Source organism: Meridianimarinicoccus sp. MJW13, from assembly GCF_014901205.1.
Taxonomy (GTDB): domain Bacteria; phylum Pseudomonadota; class Alphaproteobacteria; order Rhodobacterales; family Rhodobacteraceae; genus Meridianimarinicoccus.
Map to the genome: position 1 here is coordinate 509,078 of NZ_JACNMU010000002.1, position 18,456 is coordinate 527,533.

Annotated in this window: 20 protein-coding genes; 10 read left to right on the forward strand and 10 right to left on the reverse strand. The window is 65.3% G+C overall.

Annotated elements, in window-relative coordinates; translation table 11 throughout:
• Positions 1–22: 22 nt before the first annotated feature.
• From fabZ to lpxB, 4 genes are read left to right on the forward strand one after another with little or no spacing between them, the layout of a single operon-like run.
• The gene (gene fabZ, locus H8B03_RS05500; RefSeq protein ID WP_193140712.1) at positions 23–484 is read left to right on the forward strand and encodes a 3-hydroxyacyl-ACP dehydratase FabZ; all 462 of its coding nucleotides are present in this window, start codon (positions 23–25) and stop codon (positions 482–484) included.
• 4 nt (positions 485–488) lie between these two features.
• Positions 489–1,286 (forward strand): acyl-ACP--UDP-N-acetylglucosamine O-acyltransferase, encoded by a 798-nt coding sequence (lpxA, locus tag H8B03_RS05505; protein ID WP_193140713.1) that lies wholly within the window; start codon positions 489–491, stop codon positions 1,284–1,286.
• Between the two features lie 21 nt (positions 1,287–1,307).
• On the forward strand, positions 1,308–2,135 hold the full coding sequence (locus H8B03_RS05510; protein WP_319022436.1) for a UDP-2,3-diacylglucosamine diphosphatase LpxI domain-containing protein: 828 nt from the start codon (positions 1,308–1,310) through the stop codon (positions 2,133–2,135).
• Positions 2,132–3,286, forward strand: coding sequence for a lipid-A-disaccharide synthase (lpxB, locus tag H8B03_RS05515; protein ID WP_319022437.1), 1,155 nt, complete (start codon positions 2,132–2,134; stop codon positions 3,284–3,286). Before H8B03_RS05510 ends, lpxB begins: the two co-directional genes overlap by 4 nt.
• 156 nt (positions 3,287–3,442) lie before the next feature.
• On the opposite strand, the gene mnmA is transcribed toward lpxB, so the two are convergent.
• Entirely contained in the window at positions 3,443–4,576 is a 1,134-nt protein-coding gene (gene mnmA, locus H8B03_RS05520; RefSeq protein ID WP_193140715.1) for a tRNA 2-thiouridine(34) synthase MnmA, read from the reverse strand.
• Between the two features lie 135 nt (positions 4,577–4,711).
• Between mnmA and H8B03_RS05525 the strand changes: the two genes are divergently transcribed.
• The 5 genes from H8B03_RS05525 to H8B03_RS19090 all read left to right on the forward strand — a co-directional run bounded on the left by H8B03_RS05525 (position 4,712) and on the right by H8B03_RS19090 (position 10,349).
• A complete protein-coding gene (locus tag H8B03_RS05525) occupies positions 4,712–4,990 on the forward strand; it encodes a DUF1153 domain-containing protein (protein ID WP_193140716.1) in 279 nt (92 codons plus the stop codon).
• 93 nt (positions 4,991–5,083) lie between these two features.
• Positions 5,084–5,791: a response regulator transcription factor CtrA gene (ctrA, locus tag H8B03_RS05530; RefSeq protein WP_193140717.1), complete on the forward strand. Its 708-nt coding sequence runs from the start codon at positions 5,084–5,086 to the stop codon at positions 5,789–5,791.
• Between the two features lie 73 nt (positions 5,792–5,864).
• Positions 5,865–7,979 carry an NAD-dependent DNA ligase LigA gene (ligA, locus tag H8B03_RS05535; RefSeq protein ID WP_193140718.1) on the forward strand — a complete coding sequence of 705 codons (2,115 nt, stop codon included), beginning with the start codon at positions 5,865–5,867 and terminating at the stop codon, positions 7,977–7,979.
• Positions 7,976–10,066: an ATP-dependent DNA helicase RecG gene (recG, locus tag H8B03_RS05540; RefSeq protein ID WP_193140719.1), complete on the forward strand. Its 2,091-nt coding sequence runs from the start codon at positions 7,976–7,978 to the stop codon at positions 10,064–10,066. Before ligA ends, recG begins: the two co-directional genes overlap by 4 nt.
• Before the next feature lie 151 nt (positions 10,067–10,217).
• On the forward strand, positions 10,218–10,349 hold the full coding sequence (locus H8B03_RS19090; protein ID WP_264299174.1) for a hypothetical protein: 132 nt from the start codon (positions 10,218–10,220) through the stop codon (positions 10,347–10,349).
• Positions 10,350–10,507: 158 nt separating this feature from the next.
• On the opposite strand, the gene H8B03_RS05545 is transcribed toward H8B03_RS19090, so the two are convergent.
• The gene (locus H8B03_RS05545; protein ID WP_193140720.1) at positions 10,508–10,957 is read right to left on the reverse strand and encodes an iron-sulfur cluster assembly scaffold protein; all 450 of its coding nucleotides are present in this window, start codon (positions 10,955–10,957) and stop codon (positions 10,508–10,510) included.
• A gap of 67 nt (positions 10,958–11,024) precedes the next feature.
• On the opposite strand from H8B03_RS05545, the gene hisI reads away from it, so the two are divergent.
• Entirely contained in the window at positions 11,025–11,384 is a 360-nt protein-coding gene (gene hisI, locus H8B03_RS05550; protein WP_193140721.1) for a phosphoribosyl-AMP cyclohydrolase, read from the forward strand.
• Here hisI and gluQRS read toward each other — a convergent pair.
• From gluQRS to H8B03_RS19095, 8 genes are all read right to left on the reverse strand, one after another.
• Complete coding sequence (gene gluQRS, locus H8B03_RS05555; protein WP_193140722.1) at positions 11,381–12,229, reverse strand: tRNA glutamyl-Q(34) synthetase GluQRS; 849 nt, start codon at positions 12,227–12,229, stop codon at positions 11,381–11,383. The genes hisI and gluQRS overlap by 4 nt on opposite strands.
• A 67-nt stretch (positions 12,230–12,296) precedes the next feature.
• Positions 12,297–12,497, reverse strand: a complete 201-nt coding sequence (locus H8B03_RS05560; protein ID WP_193140723.1) for a hypothetical protein — start codon at positions 12,495–12,497, stop codon at positions 12,297–12,299.
• 75 nt (positions 12,498–12,572) lie between these two features.
• Entirely contained in the window at positions 12,573–13,121 is a 549-nt protein-coding gene (locus H8B03_RS05565; protein ID WP_193140724.1) for a hypothetical protein, read from the reverse strand.
• A gap of 102 nt (positions 13,122–13,223) precedes the next feature.
• Positions 13,224–14,564 carry a methylenetetrahydrofolate--tRNA-(uracil(54)-C(5))-methyltransferase (FADH(2)-oxidizing) TrmFO gene (gene trmFO / locus H8B03_RS05570; RefSeq protein WP_193140725.1) on the reverse strand — a complete coding sequence of 447 codons (1,341 nt, stop codon included), beginning with the start codon at positions 14,562–14,564 and terminating at the stop codon, positions 13,224–13,226.
• Between the two features lie 27 nt (positions 14,565–14,591).
• On the reverse strand, positions 14,592–15,731 hold the full coding sequence (locus tag H8B03_RS05575) for a lytic murein transglycosylase (RefSeq protein WP_193140726.1): 1,140 nt from the start codon (positions 15,729–15,731) through the stop codon (positions 14,592–14,594).
• Positions 15,732–15,807: 76 nt separating this feature from the next.
• Positions 15,808–16,731: a site-specific tyrosine recombinase XerD gene (locus H8B03_RS05580; protein WP_193140727.1), complete on the reverse strand. Its 924-nt coding sequence runs from the start codon at positions 16,729–16,731 to the stop codon at positions 15,808–15,810.
• Positions 16,728–18,260 carry a hypothetical protein gene (locus H8B03_RS05585; protein WP_193140728.1) on the reverse strand — a complete coding sequence of 511 codons (1,533 nt, stop codon included), beginning with the start codon at positions 18,258–18,260 and terminating at the stop codon, positions 16,728–16,730. The genes H8B03_RS05580 and H8B03_RS05585 overlap by 4 nt, the downstream gene beginning before the upstream one ends.
• Complete coding sequence (locus H8B03_RS19095; RefSeq protein ID WP_264299175.1) at positions 18,250–18,381, reverse strand: hypothetical protein; 132 nt, start codon at positions 18,379–18,381, stop codon at positions 18,250–18,252. The genes H8B03_RS05585 and H8B03_RS19095 overlap by 11 nt, the downstream gene beginning before the upstream one ends.
• Positions 18,382–18,456 lie beyond the last annotated feature (75 nt).

Genomic DNA, 18,456 nt, shown 5'->3' on the forward strand with positions numbered 1-18,456 from the left:
TGACTGCAAATCGGATGCGAGCATGAGCGACACGATCCCTACCACGGCTGATATCGACCTCATTCAACGGGCGATCCCGCATCGCTACCCCTTCGTTTTCCTGGACAAGGTCAAGGATATCGTCCCGTCGAAAAGCGCCGTGGGCGTCAAATGCGTGTCGATGAACGAACCGCAGTTCCAGGGCCATTTCCCGGGCCTTCCGGTGTTTCCCGGCGTGCTGATCATCGAGGCGCTGGCCCAGACCTCGGCGGTGATGGTCTCGCTCTCGCTGGAACTGGTGGACAGCGGCGCGGTCGTCTACTTCATGGGTGTCGACAAGTGCAAGTTCCGCCGCAAGGTGGTCCCGGGCGACATCCTTGAGCTGCGCGTCGATGCCCTGCGCGGCGGCGGCAAGGTGTGGAAATTCGCCGGGAAGGCGACGGTGGATGGCGAGGTTGCCGCGGAATGCGAATTCACCGCCATGATCGACCGGCGCGGAGCCTGAGCCGGTGAGCATCGCGCCCACGGCCAGTATTCACTCCTCCTCGGTGATCGAACCCGGTGCCATGATTGGCGACCGGGTCGAGATCGGCCCGTTCTGCGTGGTCGGCGCCGAGGTGTCGCTGGCAGCGGACGTGGTTCTGAAAAGCCATGTGGTGGTGACCGGGCGCACCGAGGTCGGCGAGGCCACGATCCTGTTTCCCGGCGCGGTGATCGGCGAGATCCCCCAGGATCTGAAGTTCAAGGGGGAAAGAACCCGGTTGGTGGTGGGCAAGCGCAACCGCATCCGCGAAGGCGCCACCATGAACACCGGCACCGAGGGCGGCGGCGGCATCACCAGCGTCGGCGACGACTGCCTGTTCATGACCGGTGCCCATGTGGGCCACGACGTGCAGGTGGGCAACCGGGTGATCCTGGCCAACCAGGCAGCCCTGGCCGGCCATTGCGTCATTGCCGACGATGTCATCATCGGCGGCCTGTCCGGCATCCATCAGTTCGTCCGCATCGGTCGGGGCGCCATCATCGGCGCGGTGACCATGGTGACCAACGACGTGATGCCCTACGGACTTGTGCAAGGCCCGCGTGGCGAGTTGGACGGGCTGAACCTCGTCGGCCTCAAGCGCAAGGGCGTGAACCGCTCGGACATCACCGCCCTGCGCGCCGCGTTCCAGATGCTGGCGCAGGGTGAGGGCGCTTTCATGGAGCGCGTGACGCGGCTGGGACAGGAAACCACCAGCCCCTATGTGCAGGAAATCGTGGCCTTCTTGCAGTCGGACTCCGACCGCCACTTCCTGACTCCGAAATAACCGATGGCCGGTCCCGTTGGAATGATCGCAGGACGCGGAGTGTTGCCGGTCCACCTGGCCCGCACCCTGCGCGCGCGCGGGCGCGAGGTGATTCTTGCCGAGATGGAAGGATTTCCCGCCGACAATCCCGACGGGCTGGACCTGATCCCGTTCCGGGTGGAAAAGCTGGGCGCGCTGTTCAAGGCGCTGCGCAAGGCCGGGGTGCAGGACCTGGTCTTCGCAGGCGTCGTGGGGCGTCCGCGGATCGATGCGCGCAAGTTCGACCTGAAAACCATGGCTCTGGCCCCGAAATTCGTTTCGGCCATCAAGGGCGGCGATGACGGGTTGCTGCGCACGGTGCTGGGTATCTTCGAAGGCGAGGGGTTCACGATTCGCGCGGCGCATGACCTCGCCCCGGACCTGCTGCCCGAACCCGGCGTCCTGACGGCGGCCCAACCGTCGGACCGCGACCGCAAGGATGCCGCCCGCGCGGCCCGTATCGTGTCGGTGATGGCGGCGGTGGACGTGGGGCAGGGGGCCGTGGTGGCCCAGGGTCAGGCCCTGGCGATCGAAGCCGCGCCCGGAACCGACCGGATGCTGGCCCATGTGGCCCAGATCGCCGACGCCTGCCGCCCCAGCCCCGACGGCGCGCGTGGCGTGTTGTTCAAGGGGCCGAAGCCGGGGCAGGATCGCCGCATCGATCTGCCGGTGATCGGCGTCGATACCGTCGCCCGCGTGGCCGAGGCGGGCCTGGCCGGGATCGTGGTCGAAGCCGAGGGCGTCATGGTTCTGGACCGCGACGAGGTGGTCCGCCGCGCCGATGCCGCGGGCCTGTTCCTGTGGGTGCGCCCGGCCGGAGACAGCAGGTGACGCGACTGTTCGTGATCGCGGGCGAAGCCTCTGGCGACAATCTCGGCGCATCCCTGCTGGCAGGTCTGAAGGAACTGGAGCCCGACATCTCGTTCCAGGGCATTGCTGGCCCGGCCATGCAGGCGCAAGGCATGGACAGCCTGTTTCCGATGCAGGAACTGTCGGTCATGGGGCTGGCCGAGATCCTGCCGAAGTACCGGCATCTGAAACGCCGCATCGCCCAGACCGCCGAAGCCGTGTTGGCGGCCAGACCCGATGCGCTGGTCACCATCGACAGTCCGGACTTCTGTCTGCGGGTGGCCAGGATCGTGCGCGCTGCTGACCCGGGTATCCGCATCGTCCATTATGTTGCACCCTCGGTCTGGGCCTGGCGGCCCAGGCGCGCGCAAAAAATGGCCGCCCATGTGGATCAGGTGCTGGCCCTTCTGCCCTTCGAGCCGCCCTATATGGAGGCCGTGGGCCTGCGTTGCGACTTCGTCGGGCACCCGGTTGTCACCCAGCCACAGGCCGGCCCGGCCGAGGTTGCAGCCCTGCGCCAACGCCTTGGCATTGCTGAATCCGCGCCGCTGGTACTGGCCCTGCCGGGGTCACGAAAGGGCGAGGTCACGCGCCTGATCCCGCGCTTCGGCGCCGCCCTGACATTGCTGAAGGACCGCCATCCCAACCTGCAGGTTCTGCTGCCCGCAGCCCCGCATGTGGCTGATCTGGTTCGGCAATTGACGGCCAACTGGCCACAGCCCCTGCATCTGCTGGACGGCGGGGACGGGCCGGAAAAGCGCGCCGCTTTCGCGGCCGCCGATGTCGCGCTGGCCGCCTCGGGCACGGTCTCTTTGGAATTGGCCGCCGCCGACACGCCCATGGTGATCGGCTACGACATGGCGTGGTTGACCATGAAGATCATGCAGCGCATGGCCCTGATCGACACGGTCACGCTGGTCAACATCATCACCGACAGCCGGGTGGTGCCCGAATTTCTGGGCGAAAACTGCCGGCCCGAACCGATGGCCCGTGCATTGGCCGACGTTATGGCCGATCCGACGGCCCAGCATCAGGCGGCCCGCCAGACCATGCAGGCCCTGGGCCGGGGCGGCGAGGCCCCCGGCCTGCGCGCCGCCCGCGCGGTTCTGGACGGCCTTGGCGCCGCGCGCTAGGGGCGTTGCCGCCCTGGAAGGATCCCGCGCTGCGTGAAAAACCGCCACGGCCTCCCCTGAAACGCAGGCCCGGACCGCTTGCGCAGCGCGCTCTTTCTTCTTGGAAAAATACTCCCGCCGGAGGCGTCCACCGCCCTCCAGACGAGGACCGTCCGATCACGCGCCGCGCCAGATCCAGCCGCCGCCCAGCACTCGTGTGGAGCCGCTGTCATAGAACACGCAAGCCTGTCCCGGACTGACCCCTTCTTCGGGCGTCAGCAGTTCCACCTCGGCGGTGGTGTCCCCGGTGGGCCGCAGGATCGCCTCGCGCGGCGGGCGGGTCGAGCGGATCTTGGTTGAGACATGCCATTCCGCCCGGCTGGTGAAGGGAGCGTCGCCCAGCCAGTTGATCTCGCGCACCGGCACGATGCGGGTGCTCAGCGCCTCTTTCGGGCCGACCACGACGCGGCGGCTGTCGGGATCCAGCCGCACGACATACAGCGGTTCGCTCAGACCGCCGATTCCCAGACCCCGGCGTTGACCGATGGTGTAGTGAATCACCCCCCGGTGCTGGGCCAGCACATTGCCGTCCATGTCGACGATTTCACCGGGATCGGCGGCCCCGGGCCGCAGTTTCTCGATCACGCTGGCGTAGTTGCCATCCGGCACGAAACAGATGTCCTGGCTGTCGGGCTTGTCCGCCACCGCCAGCCCGTATTTCGCCGCCAGCGCCCGTGTCGCATCCTTGGTTGGCAGGTGACCCAGCGGGAACCGCAGGTAGCTGAGCTGTTCCGGCGTGGTCGAGAACAGGAAATAGCTCTGATCCCGCGCCGCATCGACGGCCGCATGCAACTCGGGCCCATGTGGGCCAACCTTGCGCTGGATGTAATGGCCAGTGGCCATGCAATCGGCGTCCAGATCCTTGGCGGTTTCCAGAAGATCCTTGAACTTGACCCGCTCGTTGCAGCGGATGCAAGGCACCGGGGTCGCACCGCCCAGGTAGGCATCGGCGAATTCATCGATCACCGCTTCCTGGAAAATGTTCTCGTAATCAAGAACATAGTGCGGAAACCCCATTTCCTCGGCGACGCGGCGCGCATCGTGGATATCGCGCCCGGCGCAACAGGCACCCTTCTTGGCCAGGGCCGCGCCGTGATCGTAAAGCTGCAGCGTGACGCCCACCACGTCATACCCGTCCTCAGCCAGTTGCGCGGCCACGACAGAGCTGTCCACGCCGCCCGACATGGCCACGACCACGCGGGTCTCGGCCTCGGGTTTGGCAAAGCCAAGGGAATTCAGGGTCTGGGTCATATGTCCGACATCTCGATTTCACGGGAACAGGCGCCAAAATATAGGAAAAGTGTAAGGACAAACAAGAGGGCGATTTCAGAGCCCATTAATATGCCCCGCGCACCATCTCTCACGTGGTTAGTGAGGGAAAAAGTTATGTATCTCAAGAAAGTAGACGGTCCCCGTCTGGTCAAGCTGCCGGACGGATCTACCCTGTCGCGCGCCGATCTGCCGTCGGCCAGAACCCAGCGTTGGGTGGCGAGTCGCAAGGCAACGGTTGTCAAGGCGGTCAAATTCGGCCTTCTTACTCGGGACGAGGCCAAGTCTCGATACCATCTGTCCGACGACGAACTTGAAAGTTGGGCGATGGCCGTGGACCGGTTCGGCGAAGATGCTCTGAAGACCACAAGCTTGCAGAAATACAGACAAGTTTAGGGGTATCCGTCGGCAGGTCGGCGAAAGTAACGCGCAGTTAACGATACTTGGTCACGTTAACCGTATTACGGTAGCTGTTGCGGAGGGCTCAAAATGCGTGTGCTGCTGGTCGAGGATGACCCGACGATCTCGAAAAGCATCGAACTGATGCTGACCCATGCCAATCTGAACGTGTATTCCACGGATTTGGGGGAGGAAGGGGTCGATCTCGCGAAGCTGTACGATTACGACCTGATCCTTCTTGATCTGAACCTGCCGGACATGAACGGGCACGAGGTCTTGCGCCAGTTGCGCATGGCCAAGGTTGAAACGCCGATCCTGATCCTGTCGGGGGCCGACGATACCGAGAACAAGATCAAGGGGTTCGGCTTTGGTGCGGATGACTATCTGACCAAACCGTTCCACCGCGAGGAACTGATTGCCCGCATCCATGCCATCGTGCGCCGGTCCAAGGGGCATTCCCATTCGCTGATCCGGACCGGGAAGATCACGGTCAATCTGGATGCCAAGACCGTTGCGGCGGGCGAAACCCCGGTGCATCTGACCGGCAAGGAATACCAGATGCTGGAGTTGCTTTCGCTGCGCAAGGGCACCACCCTGACCAAGGAGATGTTCCTCAACCATCTTTATGGCGGCATGGACGAGCCCGAGTTGAAGATCATCGACGTGTTTATCTGCAAGCTGCGCAAGAAGCTCAGCCAGGCCACCGGCGGCGACAACTACATCGAAACCGTCTGGGGCCGGGGCTATGTGCTGCGCGACCCCGAAACCGACGCGGCGACGCTTGCGCTTCAGGCGTAGGCCACGGTGACGGAGAGACTGGACCTCGGCTGATGAGGTGCCTATCACCTTGCCTGTAGCGCGGGGGGGCAGCATGGCCGAGATCGACATCGACAAGCTGGATGAGGCAGCCGCCCGCGAAGAACTGGCGCGGCTGGCCGATGAACTGGCCCGCGCCAACGCCGCTTACCATACCCATGACGCGCCCGAGATTTCGGATGCCGACTATGACCGGCTCAAACGGCGCAACGCGGATATTGAAGAGAAGTTTCCGCATCTCAAGCGTACCGACAGCCCTTCCGATCAGGTGGGGGCGCCGGTGGCGGAGGGCTTTGGCAAGACCGCCCATGCCCAGCGGATGCTGTCGCTGGGCAATGCGTTCGAGGACGAGGATGTTGCCGAATTCGTCAAATCCGTGCGCAAGTACCTTGGGCTGGGTGACGAAGCACAGCTGGCGTTGACGGCAGAACCCAAGATCGACGGGCTGTCGTTGTCCCTGCGCTATGAAGACGGGCGGCTGATCCATGCGCTCACGCGCGGCGACGGGACCGTGGGTGAAAACGTGACCGCGAATGCCCGCACGATCGCCGACATTCCCATCGAAATCTCCGGTGCCCCCGAAGTGCTGGAGGTGCGCGGCGAAGTCTACATGAGCCATCAGGATTTCGCGGCCCTGAACCAGCGCCAGGCCGAGGCCGGAGACAAGACCTTCGCCAATCCGCGCAACGCCGCCGCCGGGTCGCTGCGCCAGCTGGATGCCCGCATCACCGCGGCCCGCCCGCTGCGTTTCTTCGCATACGGTTGGGGAGAACTCTCTGCCCCCTTGGCCGAGACCCAGTTCGAGGCGCTGGCGCAACTCCGCTCGCTCGGGTTCCAGATCAACCCGTTGACCCGCGTTTGCACCGACGTTGGCGCACTTCTGGAGCACTACCGACAGATCGAACACCAGCGCGCCGATCTGGGCTATGATATCGACGGGGTGGTCTACAAGGTGGACAGCCTTGCCTATCAGGGCCGGCTTGGCGTGCGCTCGACCACGCCGCGGTGGGCCATTGCCCACAAGTTTCCCGCCGAACTGGCCTGGACCCATCTGGAAAGGATCGAAATCCAGGTCGGCCGCACCGGGGCACTCAGCCCGGTGGCCCGGCTGACACCCGTCACAGTCGGCGGGGTCGTGGTCTCCAACGCCACACTGCACAACGAGGATTACATCGCCGGGCGGGGCGGGGATGGCCTGCCCATCCGCGACGGCAAGGACATTCGCGAAGGCGACTGGGTGCAGGTCTACCGCGCCGGGGACGTGATCCCCAAGGTCGCCGATGTGGATCTGTCGCGCCGCCCCAAGGATGCCGCGCCCTATGTCTTCCCGACCACCTGCCCGCGCTGCGGATCGGACGCGGTGCGCGAGGAGGGCGATGCCGTGCGCCGATGCACCGGCGGCCTGATCTGCCCCGCGCAGGCGGTCGAAAAGCTGAAACACTTCGTCTCCCGCGCGGCTTTCGACATCGAGGGTCTGGGCGCCAAGCAGGTCGAACAGTTTCACGCCGATGGCTGGATCGCCGAACCCGCCGACATATTCGCGCTGCAGGAACGCTATGGCAGCGGCCTGCAACAGGTGAAGAACCGCGAGGGTTGGGGCGAAAAATCGGCCACCAACCTTTTTGCGGCGATCGAGGAGAAACGCGAAATCCCGCTCGATCGCCTGATCTTCTCGCTTGGCATCCGCCACATCGGCGAGGCCGCCGCCAAGCTTCTGGCCCGCCACTTCGGCACCTGGGAGGCGCTGGCAGAAACCGCCGAGGCGGCGGCCGAGAACGCCGAGGCGATGGAGGACTTCCTGTCTATCGACGGCATCGGCGCGGTCATGGCCGACAGCCTGGTCACGACGCTGGGACAAGAGGCCGAGCGCGCCTCGATCAACCGGCTGATCGCACATCTGCGCATCCAGCCCGTGGCGGCACCGCAGACCGAAGGCTCGCCGCTGGCCGGCAAGACGGTGGTCTTCACCGGCAACCTGGAAACCATGACAAGGGCCGAAGCCAAGGCGCGGGCCGAGGCCATGGGCGCCAAGGTATCGGGGTCGGTGTCGAAGAAAACCGATCTGGTGGTCGCGGGACCGGGGGCCGGGTCGAAGGCGAAGAAAGCCGTGGATCTTGGCGTCGAGACCATCGACGAAGACGCCTGGCGCGCACTGATCGACGGCGCATGAGCGGACGGCCCCAAGCCCTGTTTCCGCTCTTTGCGGCGCTGACAACCCTGCCGGGGATCGGCCCAAAAACCGCGCAAGCGCTGGAGCAGGTGCAGATCACCAAACCGCGTGATCTGCTGTTCACCCTGCCCACCAGTGGTGTGGACCGTCGCCCGCGTGCCAGCGCCCAGGGCGTGCCGCAAGGTGCGGTGGTCACGGTCAGCGCCAAGGTGCTGGCGCACTATCCGCCCGCTCGCAAGGGCCGCCCCTATCGCGTGCTGGTCGAGGACGCGCAAACCACGATCACGCTGGTGTGGTTCCGGCCCAATCCGCGCTACCTGCAAGAGTTGCTGCCTGTGGGCGAGGCGCGGACGATCTCGGGCAAGCTGGAATTTTTCGACGGCCAGGCGCAGATCGCCCACCCGGATTATGTCCTGCCCGAGGCGGACGCGGCCAAGCTGCCAGAGTTTGAACCGGTTTACCCGTTGACCGCCGGGATCACCCAGAAAACCATGACCAAGGCCGCGCAAGGGGCGTTGGCGCTGTTGCCCGAGATGTCCGAATGGATCGACGGTCCGCTGCTGTCGTCCCGGAACTGGCCGGACTTCGCGGCAGCCCTGCACGCGGCACATCACCCTAAAAGCGGCGCCGATCTGGCTCCCTCGGCGCCAGCCCGCACCCGTCTGGCCTATGATGAACTCTTCGCGCATCAGTTGACCCTGGCGCTGGCCCGCGCGCACGCCCGCAAGCAGGCTGGACGAGAAAACCGCGCCACCGGCCAGTTGCAGGACAGGGTTCTGGCAAGCCTGCCCTACGCCCCCACCGGGGCCCAGACCCGTGCCATTGCCGAAATTCAGTCGGACATGGCTGCCCCGCACCGGATGAACCGGTTGCTTCAGGGCGATGTGGGCGCGGGCAAGACCCTTGTCGCTCTGATGGCCCTTCTGGCCGCGGTCGAGGCCGGCGGGCAGGGGGTGATGATGGCCCCGACCGAGATCCTTGCCCGTCAGCATGCCGCGGGCCTCGCCCCGCTGGTCGCGGCCGCCGGCGTGCGGATGGAGGTGCTGACCGGCCGCGACACCGGCACTGCCCGGGCCGCGAAACTGGCGGCGCTGGCCGCGGGGGACATCCAGATCCTTTGCGGCACCCATGCGGTGTTCCAATCCGACGTGGGCTTCGCCGATCTGCGCCTGGTGGTGATCGACGAACAACACCGTTTCGGTGTCCGCCAGCGTCTGGAACTCACCCGCAAGGGGTTGCGTCCGGATGTGCTGGTGATGACGGCGACGCCGATCCCCCGCTCGCTGGCGCTGACTCAATACGGCGATATGGATCTGTCGATCCTGAACGAGAAACCACCGGGCCGCACCCCGATCAAGACCGCGCTGATGGCGGCGGAGAAACTGGATTCAGTGGTCGATCACCTGCGCCAGGCCATCGCCGATGGCCGACAGGCCTATTGGGTCTGCCCGCTGGTCGAGGAAAGCGAAACCCATCACGCCACCGCCGCCGAGGAACGCTTCAAGGCGCTGCGCGCGTGCCTGGGTGACGGCAATGTCGGTCTTGTCCACGGCCAGATGCCGCCCGAGCGCAAGGATGCGGCCATGGCGGATTTCATCGCCGGCACCACGCGCGTTCTGGTGGCGACGACCGCGATCGAGGTCGGCGTGGATGTGCCCAACGCCTCGATCATGGTCATCGAAGGGGCCGAGCACTTCGGCCTCGCCCAGTTGCACCAGTTGCGCGGCCGGGTCGGGCGCGGCACCGAGAAATCCACCTGCCTGCTGCTTTACGACACCCCGCTGACCGACAGCGCCCGCCGCCGACTCACCCTGCTGCGTGATAGCGAAGACGGCTTTCGGCTGGCCGAGGAAGATCTTGCCATGCGCGGGGCCGGCGACATGATCGGCGTCGCGCAATCGGGCCTGCCCCGGTTCCGCGTGGCCGATCTGGACAGCCAGTCCGGCCTGATGGAAACCGCCCGCGACGATGCCCGCGCGCTGCTGGCCATTGATTCTACCCTCTCCTCGCCACGTGGCGCCGCCGCGCGTCACCTTCTGTGGCTGCTGGAACAGGATCAGGCGCTGGCGCTTTTGCGCGCGGGCTAACCCTTTCTTCTTGGACCAAATACTCCCGCCGGAGGCATGAAATCTGCCCGGTCCGATCTTCGTGTTCCGTTAAATGTTCCTAAAAAGTTCTTTACACGACTCGGAATGGAACATACCAAGAACATATCAGATGTGACCGGAGGGAACCCCGATGATCCAGGATGTCAGAACCGCGCTGAACCGCTCGTCTCAGACGCTTTGGAAAGATCTCGTCGGTGTTGCCGCTCTCGGTGTGACCTTTGTGTCGCTCCTCCACCTGCCGGCATTGCTTGCCACGTTCTGATCTGCCTGCGAGACCGGAAAATTCCATCCCCAATGGTCCGCCCGGTTCGGTCCTGCCCGTCCGAACCCGGCTCCGGTACCGCCCTTACTTACGCCGCCTCCCAGAGCCCGGGAGTGCGGCGTTTTCTTTTTTGGAACAGTCTGTTGCGGTGAAAAGTGTCAGGCGCTGACGGTCTTGCCGCTGGCTTCGATGGCTTGCAGCGTCGCATCAAGGCTCAGCAGGATCGAGGCATGGCGGTTGGTATAATCCCGCGCGGCCATCAGCACCTCAAGCCCGTCGAAAGGCGCATCCGGGGCCGGGGCGTTCTGCTTCAGCATGGCGGCCAGTTGCGCACGGGCCCTGGCGACCTGTGCGGGCGTTGTGCCCAGAATGCCCGCCCCCACAACCGAAGCCGCAGCCTGCCCCAGGGCGCAGGCCTTCACGTCCTGCGCGAAGCGGCTGATCCGCCCGTCGTCCAGATCCAGATCGACCGTCACCACCGACCCGCACAGCGGCGCGCGCACCCTGGCCGTGCCCATGGGGGCCTCCAGCCGGCCCAGATGCGGAATGTCGGCGGCCAGCGCCAGAATGCGCTTGGAATAGAGATTGATCAGGTCGCTTTCGGCCATCGCGGCTTTTCTCCTCTGGGCGTCCCGGATACATAGCCCCCCAGATCGCCCGCGCAAAGGACCCGTGATGAAATTCGACCCCGCAAGCCTGCGCTTCGATGCGCAGGGCCTGATCCCCGCCATTGCCCAGGACATCGACACGCGCGAAGTTCTGATGATGGCCTGGATGAATGAGGCCAGCATCCGGCGCACCCTTGAGGGCGGGCATGTCACCTATTGGTCGCGCTCGCGGCAGGCGTTCTGGGCCAAGGGCGAAAGTTCGGGCCATGTGCAGACCCTGGTCGAGATGCGCTTCGATTGCGACCGCGATTGCCTGCTGATGCTGGTCCGGCAGGAAGGCCCGGCCTGTCACACCAACCGCCGGACGTGTTTCTACACCGCCGTCCGGGACGGGGCGGAAGTCGAACTGATGGGGCGGCTCGGCTAGAGCCCGACCATCCGCCGGATATCGGCGGGCGTCCGGCCCTCGGCGCGAAACAGCGCAATGGCACGGGCGTCGTCGCGCTTGGCCAGCCGTTTCCCGGCGGCGTCGCGGATCAGACGGTGATGGTGATAGACCGGGCGGGGCAGGCCCAGCAGGTCTTGCAGCACAAGATGAATCGCCGTGGCCTCGGCCAGATCCACGCCGCGCACCACATGGGTGATGCCCTGATCGGCGTCATCCACCACCACCGACAGGTGATAGGAGGTGCCCATGCCGCGCCGTGCCAGCACCACGTCGCCGACCTGGGTTGTCAGATGTTCGGCGGTAAAGCGGGTCGGACCTGCGTCGATGCCGGTCTCGCTAAAGCTCCAGTCCGACGCCCCCAGATACGCCAGTGCCGCGGCCATGTTCAGGCGCAGCACGGCGTCCTGCGGGCGTGGTCCCCGTGGCGGGTGCGCCGGGCGGCAGGTGCCGGGATAGACCGGGCCGTCGGGACCATAGGCGGGTGCGCCTTCCTGCGGGGCCGACAGCGCCTCGACGATGTCACGCCGGGTGCAGGTGCAGGGGTACAGCAGCCCGGCGTTCCACAGGCGGTCCAATGCCAGCGCATAGGCATCCATCCGGTCTGACTGCCGCATCACCGGCTCGGGCCAGTCCAGCTCCAGCCAGCGTAGATCGTCGTAGATCTGCGCCTCCCATTCAGGACGGGCGCGGCTTTGGTCGATGTCCTCGATCCGCAGCAGAAAGGTGCCGCCCACGGTCCGCGCCAGATTATCGGCGACCAGCGCCGAAAACGCATGGCCCAGATGCAGAGGGCCGGTCGGAGAAGGGGCAAAACGCGTGCGCATGGGGCCTGACTACGCCGCCCCGCGCCACTTGGCCAGACGGTCGGAACCCTGTTGCCGCGACCGCCGGTCAGCGGCCTTCGCGCATGATTTTCGCGGTGCCCGACTGGTGGATCAGGAACCACGCCAGGATGATGAACATCGGATGGGTCAGCCCGCCCGAGAAGATCAGCGCCGGAATCCAGATCAGGAAGGTGACGATGGCAACGAAGGGCCGCCCGGCGATCAGGATCGACAGCGGCGGCAGCAGAATGGCAAGGATATAGTTCATCGGACGTCCTGTTGAGTGAAGTTAATCAGCGTTACATTCAAGCTTAGGCACCGCGGTCCCGATCTTCAAGCCAGCCTATGCCGCATCCTGATCCGCCGTTGTCTTGCGCCGTCTGGACCTGACCAGAGCCAGCCCGCCAAAACCGGTCAAAAGCGCAGGCAAGGCGGCGGGAAGCGGGGTTTCCGTGATTTCCTTGGAAGATGTTGTTGGCTTGTACCGGTAGTACACCGTATCGGCCCCGTTTCCTTCGGCATTGTTGACGAGCAAGGTGATCGTCAAAAAGTCGCTTCCCGTGAAGGTTCCCCCCCACAAATTATACAATCGGTTTCTGTCGGTATACGATACGTTCTCGAACGGTGGGACCTTGTTGGTCACCGGAACAAACACGTGCTGTGGGAAGTGGCGTGACTTGCGAAGCTGGATGTGGAAGTCCGATACTTCAGTTTGATCGTAATTGCTCAGCACGATCTTGAAGATGCCCGGTCGCTTCTCCGGCGTTTGATAGGTCATCCATTCCGACCACATGTCCGGGTGGTCGATGTCAATCGTCGTTGTGGCAAGTACCGGCGCGCCGAAGCAAATCATCGCGCCGGTCAGCGCGGCTTTCAGTATTGAAGAATGCACTTTCAGGTCTCCTGGTCAGTGCCGCTGGATAGCACAATACATCCTCTGATTGTATGCCGACCCTGACAACCGCTTTTCAGGAACAGCAATCTGCCTTGCGCGCTAGTCTGTTGTTCCCAGCCACTTTAGCCAAAGCTCTTTTGCCCGATCTGTATAGGCCTTGTAGCGCGCGGGGCGGTTCTTGCGGCCGCCTTTCAGATCAACCGGCGGGAACAGGCCAAAATTCACGTTCATCGGCTGGAAGGTCTTGGCCTCGGCCCCGCCTGAAATATGGGTGATCAGCGCGCCTGTGGCAGTTTCGGGGGGCGGAGTGTCCACGGTTTCCCCCTTGATTTCGGCAGCCGCCAGACGACCCGCCAAAAGGCCCATGGCGGCGCTTTCGACATAGCCCTCGACGCCGGTGATCTGTCCGGCAAAGCGGATGTTCGGCTTGGATTTCAACCGCATCTGCCCGTCCAGCAGCGTCGGAGAGTTGATGAAGGTGTTGCGGTGAATGCCGCCCAGACGGGCAAAGCGCGCCTCTTCCAGTCCGGGGATCATCCGCAGCACCTCGGTCTGGGCGCCGTATTTCATCTTGGTCTGGAAGCCGACGATGTTGAACAGCGTGCCAAGCGCATTGTCGCGGCGCAACTGCACGATGGCATGGGCCTTGATGTCCGGCTGGTGCGGATTGGTCAGGCCCACCGGTTTCATCGGGCCGTGGCGCAGGGTTTCGCGGCCGCGTTCGGCCATCACCTCGATCGGCAGGCAGCCGTCGAAATACTTGGCGGTTTCGCCGTCGTGAAACTCGGTCTTCTCGGCGGCCAGAAGGGCGTCGATGAAAGCTTCATAGGTGTCGCGGTCCATCGGGCAGTTCAGATAGGCGGTGCGCTCGGCCTCGGTCTCGCCCTTGTCATAGCGGCTTTGGAACCACGCCTTGGACATGTCGATGCTGTCGGCGTGGATGATCGGGGCGATGGCGTCGAAAAAGGCCAGCGCATCGGCGCCGGTCTCGGCCTGAATCGCTGCGGCCAGCCCGCCCGAGGTCAGCGGGCCGGTGGCAATGATCCAATGGCCGTCGTCGGGCAGGGCGGTGATCTCGCCATATTCGACCGAGATCAGCGGATGCGCCTTCAGCTTGGCGGTGACCGTTTCGGCAAAGGGCTCGCGATCCACGGCCAGCGCGCCGCCCGCCGGGATCCGGTGCGTATCGGCGGTGGCCATGATCAGCCCGCCCGCCTGACGCATTTCCCAGTGCAGCAGCCCCACGGCGTTCTGTTCGCTGTCGTCCGAGCGGAAGGAGTTCGAGCAGACCATTTCGCCCAGATTGCCGGTCTGATGGGCAAAGGTGCCGACCTTGGGCCGCATTTCGTGAAGGGTGACGGGCACGCCAAGATTGGCGGCCTGCCACGCGGCCTCGGAGCCGGCCATGCCGCCGCCGATGATGTGAAGTGTCTCTGTCATGGCGCCGACATAGGGGGAAAGTGCCGTTTAGCCAAGACTTGCCAGCAGGGCCTTTGACGGTTCCCCGGTCACCGGCAGACCCCGGTTCTGCTGATAGTCCCGGATCGCCTGAATGGAGTTCGGGCCGATCACGCCATCGCTGCCGCCGGTGTCAAAGCCGCGGGCTGTGAGGCCCTCCTGCAGGGCAATGCGATCGTCCTTGGTCAGCCCGTATTCATCGGGTGGAAAGCTGCCGCGCAGGGGGCCGGCGCCGCCGATCCGGTCCGACAGAAGCCCGACGCCAAGCGCGTAGGCGTCCGAGTTGTTGTAGCGTTTGATCACGTTGAAATTGCGGGTGACGACGAATTTCGGTCCGCCGGCCTGCGGCTGGATCGTGCGCCCCGACGGCGTGCCCGGCACCCCGGCCTCGCCGCCCCATTTCAGGCCCTTGGTCCAGCCGTTGCGCGCCAGATAAGCGGCGGTCGAAGCCAGCGCGTCGCTGGGATCGTCAGACCAGATATCGCGGCGGCCATCGCCGGTGTAGTCCACGGCAAAGGCCTGGTACGAGGTCGGGATGAACTGGGTATGTCCCATGGCCCCGGCCCAGCTTCCGGTCATGTTGTTGGCAGCGATATCGCCGTTCTGGATGATCTTCAGCGCCGCGATCAACTGTTTCTCGAAGAAGGCACCGCGCCGCCCGTCATAGGCCAGCGTCGAGGTGGCCGAGATCACCGGCACATCGCCGCGCCGCTCGCCATAATAGCTTTCCAGCCCCCAGATCGCCGTGATGATGGTGGCATCGACGCCATAGGTGCTGGCAATGGCATTCAACGTGCTGCGATGGCGGGCATAGGCCGCGCGGCCTTTCGAGACCCGCTCGTCCGAGACGGCGATGGACAGGTAGTCTTCAAGGCTGCGCTTGAATTCGGTCTGGTTGCGATCCCGTTTGACGACCCCCGGCAAGTAACCCGCGCCCCGGAACCCGGCATCAAGGGTCGCGGTCGTGATCCCCTGCGCCCGTGCCCGACCACGAAACCCCGAAACCCAGGCGTCATAGGCGGCATTGGGGACCGGTTTCAGATCGGCGGAAAGCCCGCTGGAGGCGCGCGATTGCGGGATGGAGGAACTGCATCCGGCAAGGCCGAGAGCAGCCAGCCCAAGGCCAAAGGAACGACGGGATATGTGCATGGGTCTGCTCGGACGATTGTTTGCGTTCCGGCTCACACTAATGCTTCGCGGCGGGCTGGCAATGGCCGTGGGCCGTTTACTTTTCCGCCAGCGGGTGATGGGTCAGAACCAACTCGCGCAGGCGGGTTTCGACCACATGGGTATAGATCTCGGTGGTGGACAGATCGGCGTGGCCCAGCAAGGTCTGGATCGCCCGCAGATCGGCACCGTGTTCCAGCAGATGGGTGGCGAAGGCGTGGCGCAGGGTGTGCGGCGTGACCTTGGTGGGGTCGATGCCCGCTGAAACCGCCAGCGCCTTGAGCATCAGAAAGAAGCTCTGCCGGGTCAGATGCCCGGCGGCGGCGCGGCTGGGAAACAGGTAGGCCGAGGGTTTGGCGCCTTCGGCCACGGCGGCCTCCTCGGTCGCATCGCGCGATTCCAGCCAACGGGTCAGCGCCGCGCGGGCAGGGCGCGACAGCGGCACCAGCCGTTCCTTGTCGCCCTTGCCGCGCACCAGAAGCACTTGCGGGTCGCCCCGGGCAGCGGACACCGGCAGGGTCACCAACTCGCTGACCCGCAGGCCGGTGGCATACAGGATTTCCAGAAGGGCTGTGTTGCGCAATCGGTCGGCGTCGGTGCGGCCCTGCGCGGGGACGGCCTCCAGCATCGCCGAAACCTCGGCCTCGCTCAGCGTCTTCGGCAGGGCGCGGGTCTTGCCCGGCCCCTTGATCTGGATCGCGGGATTGTCGCCGCGCAAGCCTTCCTCGAAGGTGAATCGATACAATTGCCGGATCGCCGCTAGCCTGCGGGCGCGGGTGGCCCGTGACAAGCCCTGATCGGTGCAGAAACCCAGGTAGGCCTCGATGTCGCCGCGTTGTGCGGAGTCAAAATCCAGCCCCCGGCGCGTGCACCAGGTCAGGAAGTCCTTCAGGTCGCGCCCGTAAGCCAGAAGTGTGTTGCGCGCAGCCCCCAGTTCAGCGGCCTGGGCCTCTAGAAACCGGCTGATGAGCGCCTCGCTCATCCCCGCGGGTCCAGCAGCAGGATTTGGGCCGCTGCATGGCGGGCGGTGTTGCCCAGCCCCAGCGCCGTGAGCAGTTGCACGGCCTCGCCCGCGTCGGTGGGATCGCCGCCGTGGCCTTCCGACAGATCGCGCAAGGCCAGCAACAGCGCCTCGCCGGTGCGGTTCTGCGCGACCAGATCGGCATAGCTTGCGGGCAGGGTGTCGGCCTCCAGCCCGGCGGCAAGGGCGGCGGCCAGGGGCACGTCGGCGCGTACTTTCGTGTCCTGTCCGACAACCGCCGCCGCATCCTGCAGGGCCGATGGCAGGGTGTCGGGCGGCACCGGTGGTGCGCTCAACCGGGCGCGACCGTTGGACAGCAGCGCCATCTCGTAGACAAGCGGACCAAGGCTTGCAGGCAGGCGCAGCCGCTCAAGCCGGGGCTGCACGAGGGCGGCCAGAACCGCGTCCAGCGTGACCTGATGCATGGCCTCCCGGACCCTTGGCAGCAGATTGGCGACGTCATTGGCATTGCCGGCGGTCAGTGCCACATCCAGCCGCTGGATCAGGTCAACCCGGTCCCAGACCCCGCCCGAGGCGGCGGCGCGCCGCGCCGTATAGATCGCCAGCAGGTCCTGCACCGGCAGGGCACCAGCGCGGGCCAGACGTTCGGCAGCCTCGATCTGTGCCTTCCAGCCGATGATGTGGCGCAGGTCGGTCTGGGCGAAGGCCAGTGGCAGGTCACGGGTCGGAATGGGCTCGCCTACGGCCTCCAGCAACCGGAAATCCAGCGGTGTGATCGGATCCGGCAGCGGCGGCGACGGTTCGCCCTCGAACAGTTCGGGATCAAGGAAGCGGGCCATCCGGTCGCGCGCCTCGGGCGTGATCCGGTCCAGGGCAAGGGCGGTTTCCAGGGTCAGCGCGGCGGTGGGCCAGCGGCCCGATCGGGCCAGGCAGAAGACCTTGGTTTCGATGTTGGGCACCAGATCGGGCTTGGCCGCCAGCGTGGCGCAGCCGCGATCCTCGGTACCCAGCAGCAGCGAGATGTCGAACCAGCGGCGAAACAGCTCGGGCGTGTCAGGACCGGAGCGCTCCAGCAGCGACTGGGCTGCCACAAGATCGCCCCGGGTCAACAGGGCATCGACACGGGCCAGCAGAAACGCCTCGCCCGAACCGGTGGGCGGGATCGCCTCGGCCAGAACCAGATTGCGGAACAGCGTCTGTAGGGCCGGATGCAGCAGACCGGGCATGGCGCGCATCAGCCGGGTCACGGTGTCGGTATCGGACGCGGCCCAAAGATCCCCCGTCAGCCCGACACTGACCGGCGAGATCAGCCCGGTCGTGCCCAGTTCGGGCGGCTCCAGCGGCGCCACGTCGATGGGGGCGGGATCGTCCAGCGGGGTGGCCGGTGGTTCGTAGCGTTCGGTCGGGGCTTCCAACGTGTCCGACAGCCACGGAATGGCCGACAGGGGCGCATCGTCACCGGCCGCGACCGAGGCGGTCACGCCCAGACAAGCGCCCAGCAGGGCCCCGGCAATGCGTCTATTGCGCATTCAGATCCACGGGGATCCGGGTTTCGGTCTGCGCCGGGCTGAGATCGCCCAGATAGGCGAAACCCACCAGACCGAGCACGGCCAGTAGAAGAAGGACGGAGATGATCTTGACTAGTCGCACGATGCCTTAGCCTCTGTTCTGTCAGCGTTGTGACCGCTTTCGTCACATTCTATATGGGAATTGCCGCAAGATCAC

What these genes read in the sequence shown, in the direction of transcription:
- H8B03_RS05560 (WP_193140723.1), bottom strand. Translation starts at nt 12,497, where the DNA reads ATGAACTATATCCTTGCCATTCTGCTGCCGCCGCTGTCGATCCTGATC.
- H8B03_RS05580 (WP_193140727.1), bottom strand. Translation starts at nt 16,731, where the DNA reads ATGAGCGAGGCGCTCATCAGCCGGTTTCTAGAGGCCCAGGCCGCTGAA.
- H8B03_RS19090 (WP_264299174.1), top strand. Translation starts at nt 10,218, where the DNA reads ATGATCCAGGATGTCAGAACCGCGCTGAACCGCTCGTCTCAGACGCTT.
- hisI (WP_193140721.1), top strand. Translation starts at nt 11,025, where the DNA reads ATGAAATTCGACCCCGCAAGCCTGCGCTTCGATGCGCAGGGCCTGATC.
- H8B03_RS05525 (WP_193140716.1), top strand. Translation starts at nt 4,712, where the DNA reads ATGTATCTCAAGAAAGTAGACGGTCCCCGTCTGGTCAAGCTGCCGGAC.
- mnmA (WP_193140715.1), bottom strand. Translation starts at nt 4,576, where the DNA reads ATGACCCAGACCCTGAATTCCCTTGGCTTTGCCAAACCCGAGGCCGAG.
- H8B03_RS05585 (WP_193140728.1), bottom strand. Translation starts at nt 18,260, where the DNA reads ATGCGCAATAGACGCATTGCCGGGGCCCTGCTGGGCGCTTGTCTGGGC.
- H8B03_RS05545 (WP_193140720.1), bottom strand. Translation starts at nt 10,957, where the DNA reads ATGGCCGAAAGCGACCTGATCAATCTCTATTCCAAGCGCATTCTGGCG.
- trmFO (WP_193140725.1), bottom strand. Translation starts at nt 14,564, where the DNA reads ATGACAGAGACACTTCACATCATCGGCGGCGGCATGGCCGGCTCCGAG.
- ligA (WP_193140718.1), top strand. Translation starts at nt 5,865, where the DNA reads ATGGCCGAGATCGACATCGACAAGCTGGATGAGGCAGCCGCCCGCGAA.
- H8B03_RS05575 (WP_193140726.1), bottom strand. Translation starts at nt 15,731, where the DNA reads ATGCACATATCCCGTCGTTCCTTTGGCCTTGGGCTGGCTGCTCTCGGC.
- fabZ (WP_193140712.1), top strand. Translation starts at nt 23, where the DNA reads ATGAGCGACACGATCCCTACCACGGCTGATATCGACCTCATTCAACGG.
- recG (WP_193140719.1), top strand. Translation starts at nt 7,976, where the DNA reads ATGAGCGGACGGCCCCAAGCCCTGTTTCCGCTCTTTGCGGCGCTGACA.
- gluQRS (WP_193140722.1), bottom strand. Translation starts at nt 12,229, where the DNA reads ATGCGCACGCGTTTTGCCCCTTCTCCGACCGGCCCTCTGCATCTGGGC.
- ctrA (WP_193140717.1), top strand. Translation starts at nt 5,084, where the DNA reads ATGCGTGTGCTGCTGGTCGAGGATGACCCGACGATCTCGAAAAGCATC.
- H8B03_RS05510 (WP_319022436.1), top strand. Translation starts at nt 1,308, where the DNA reads ATGATCGCAGGACGCGGAGTGTTGCCGGTCCACCTGGCCCGCACCCTG.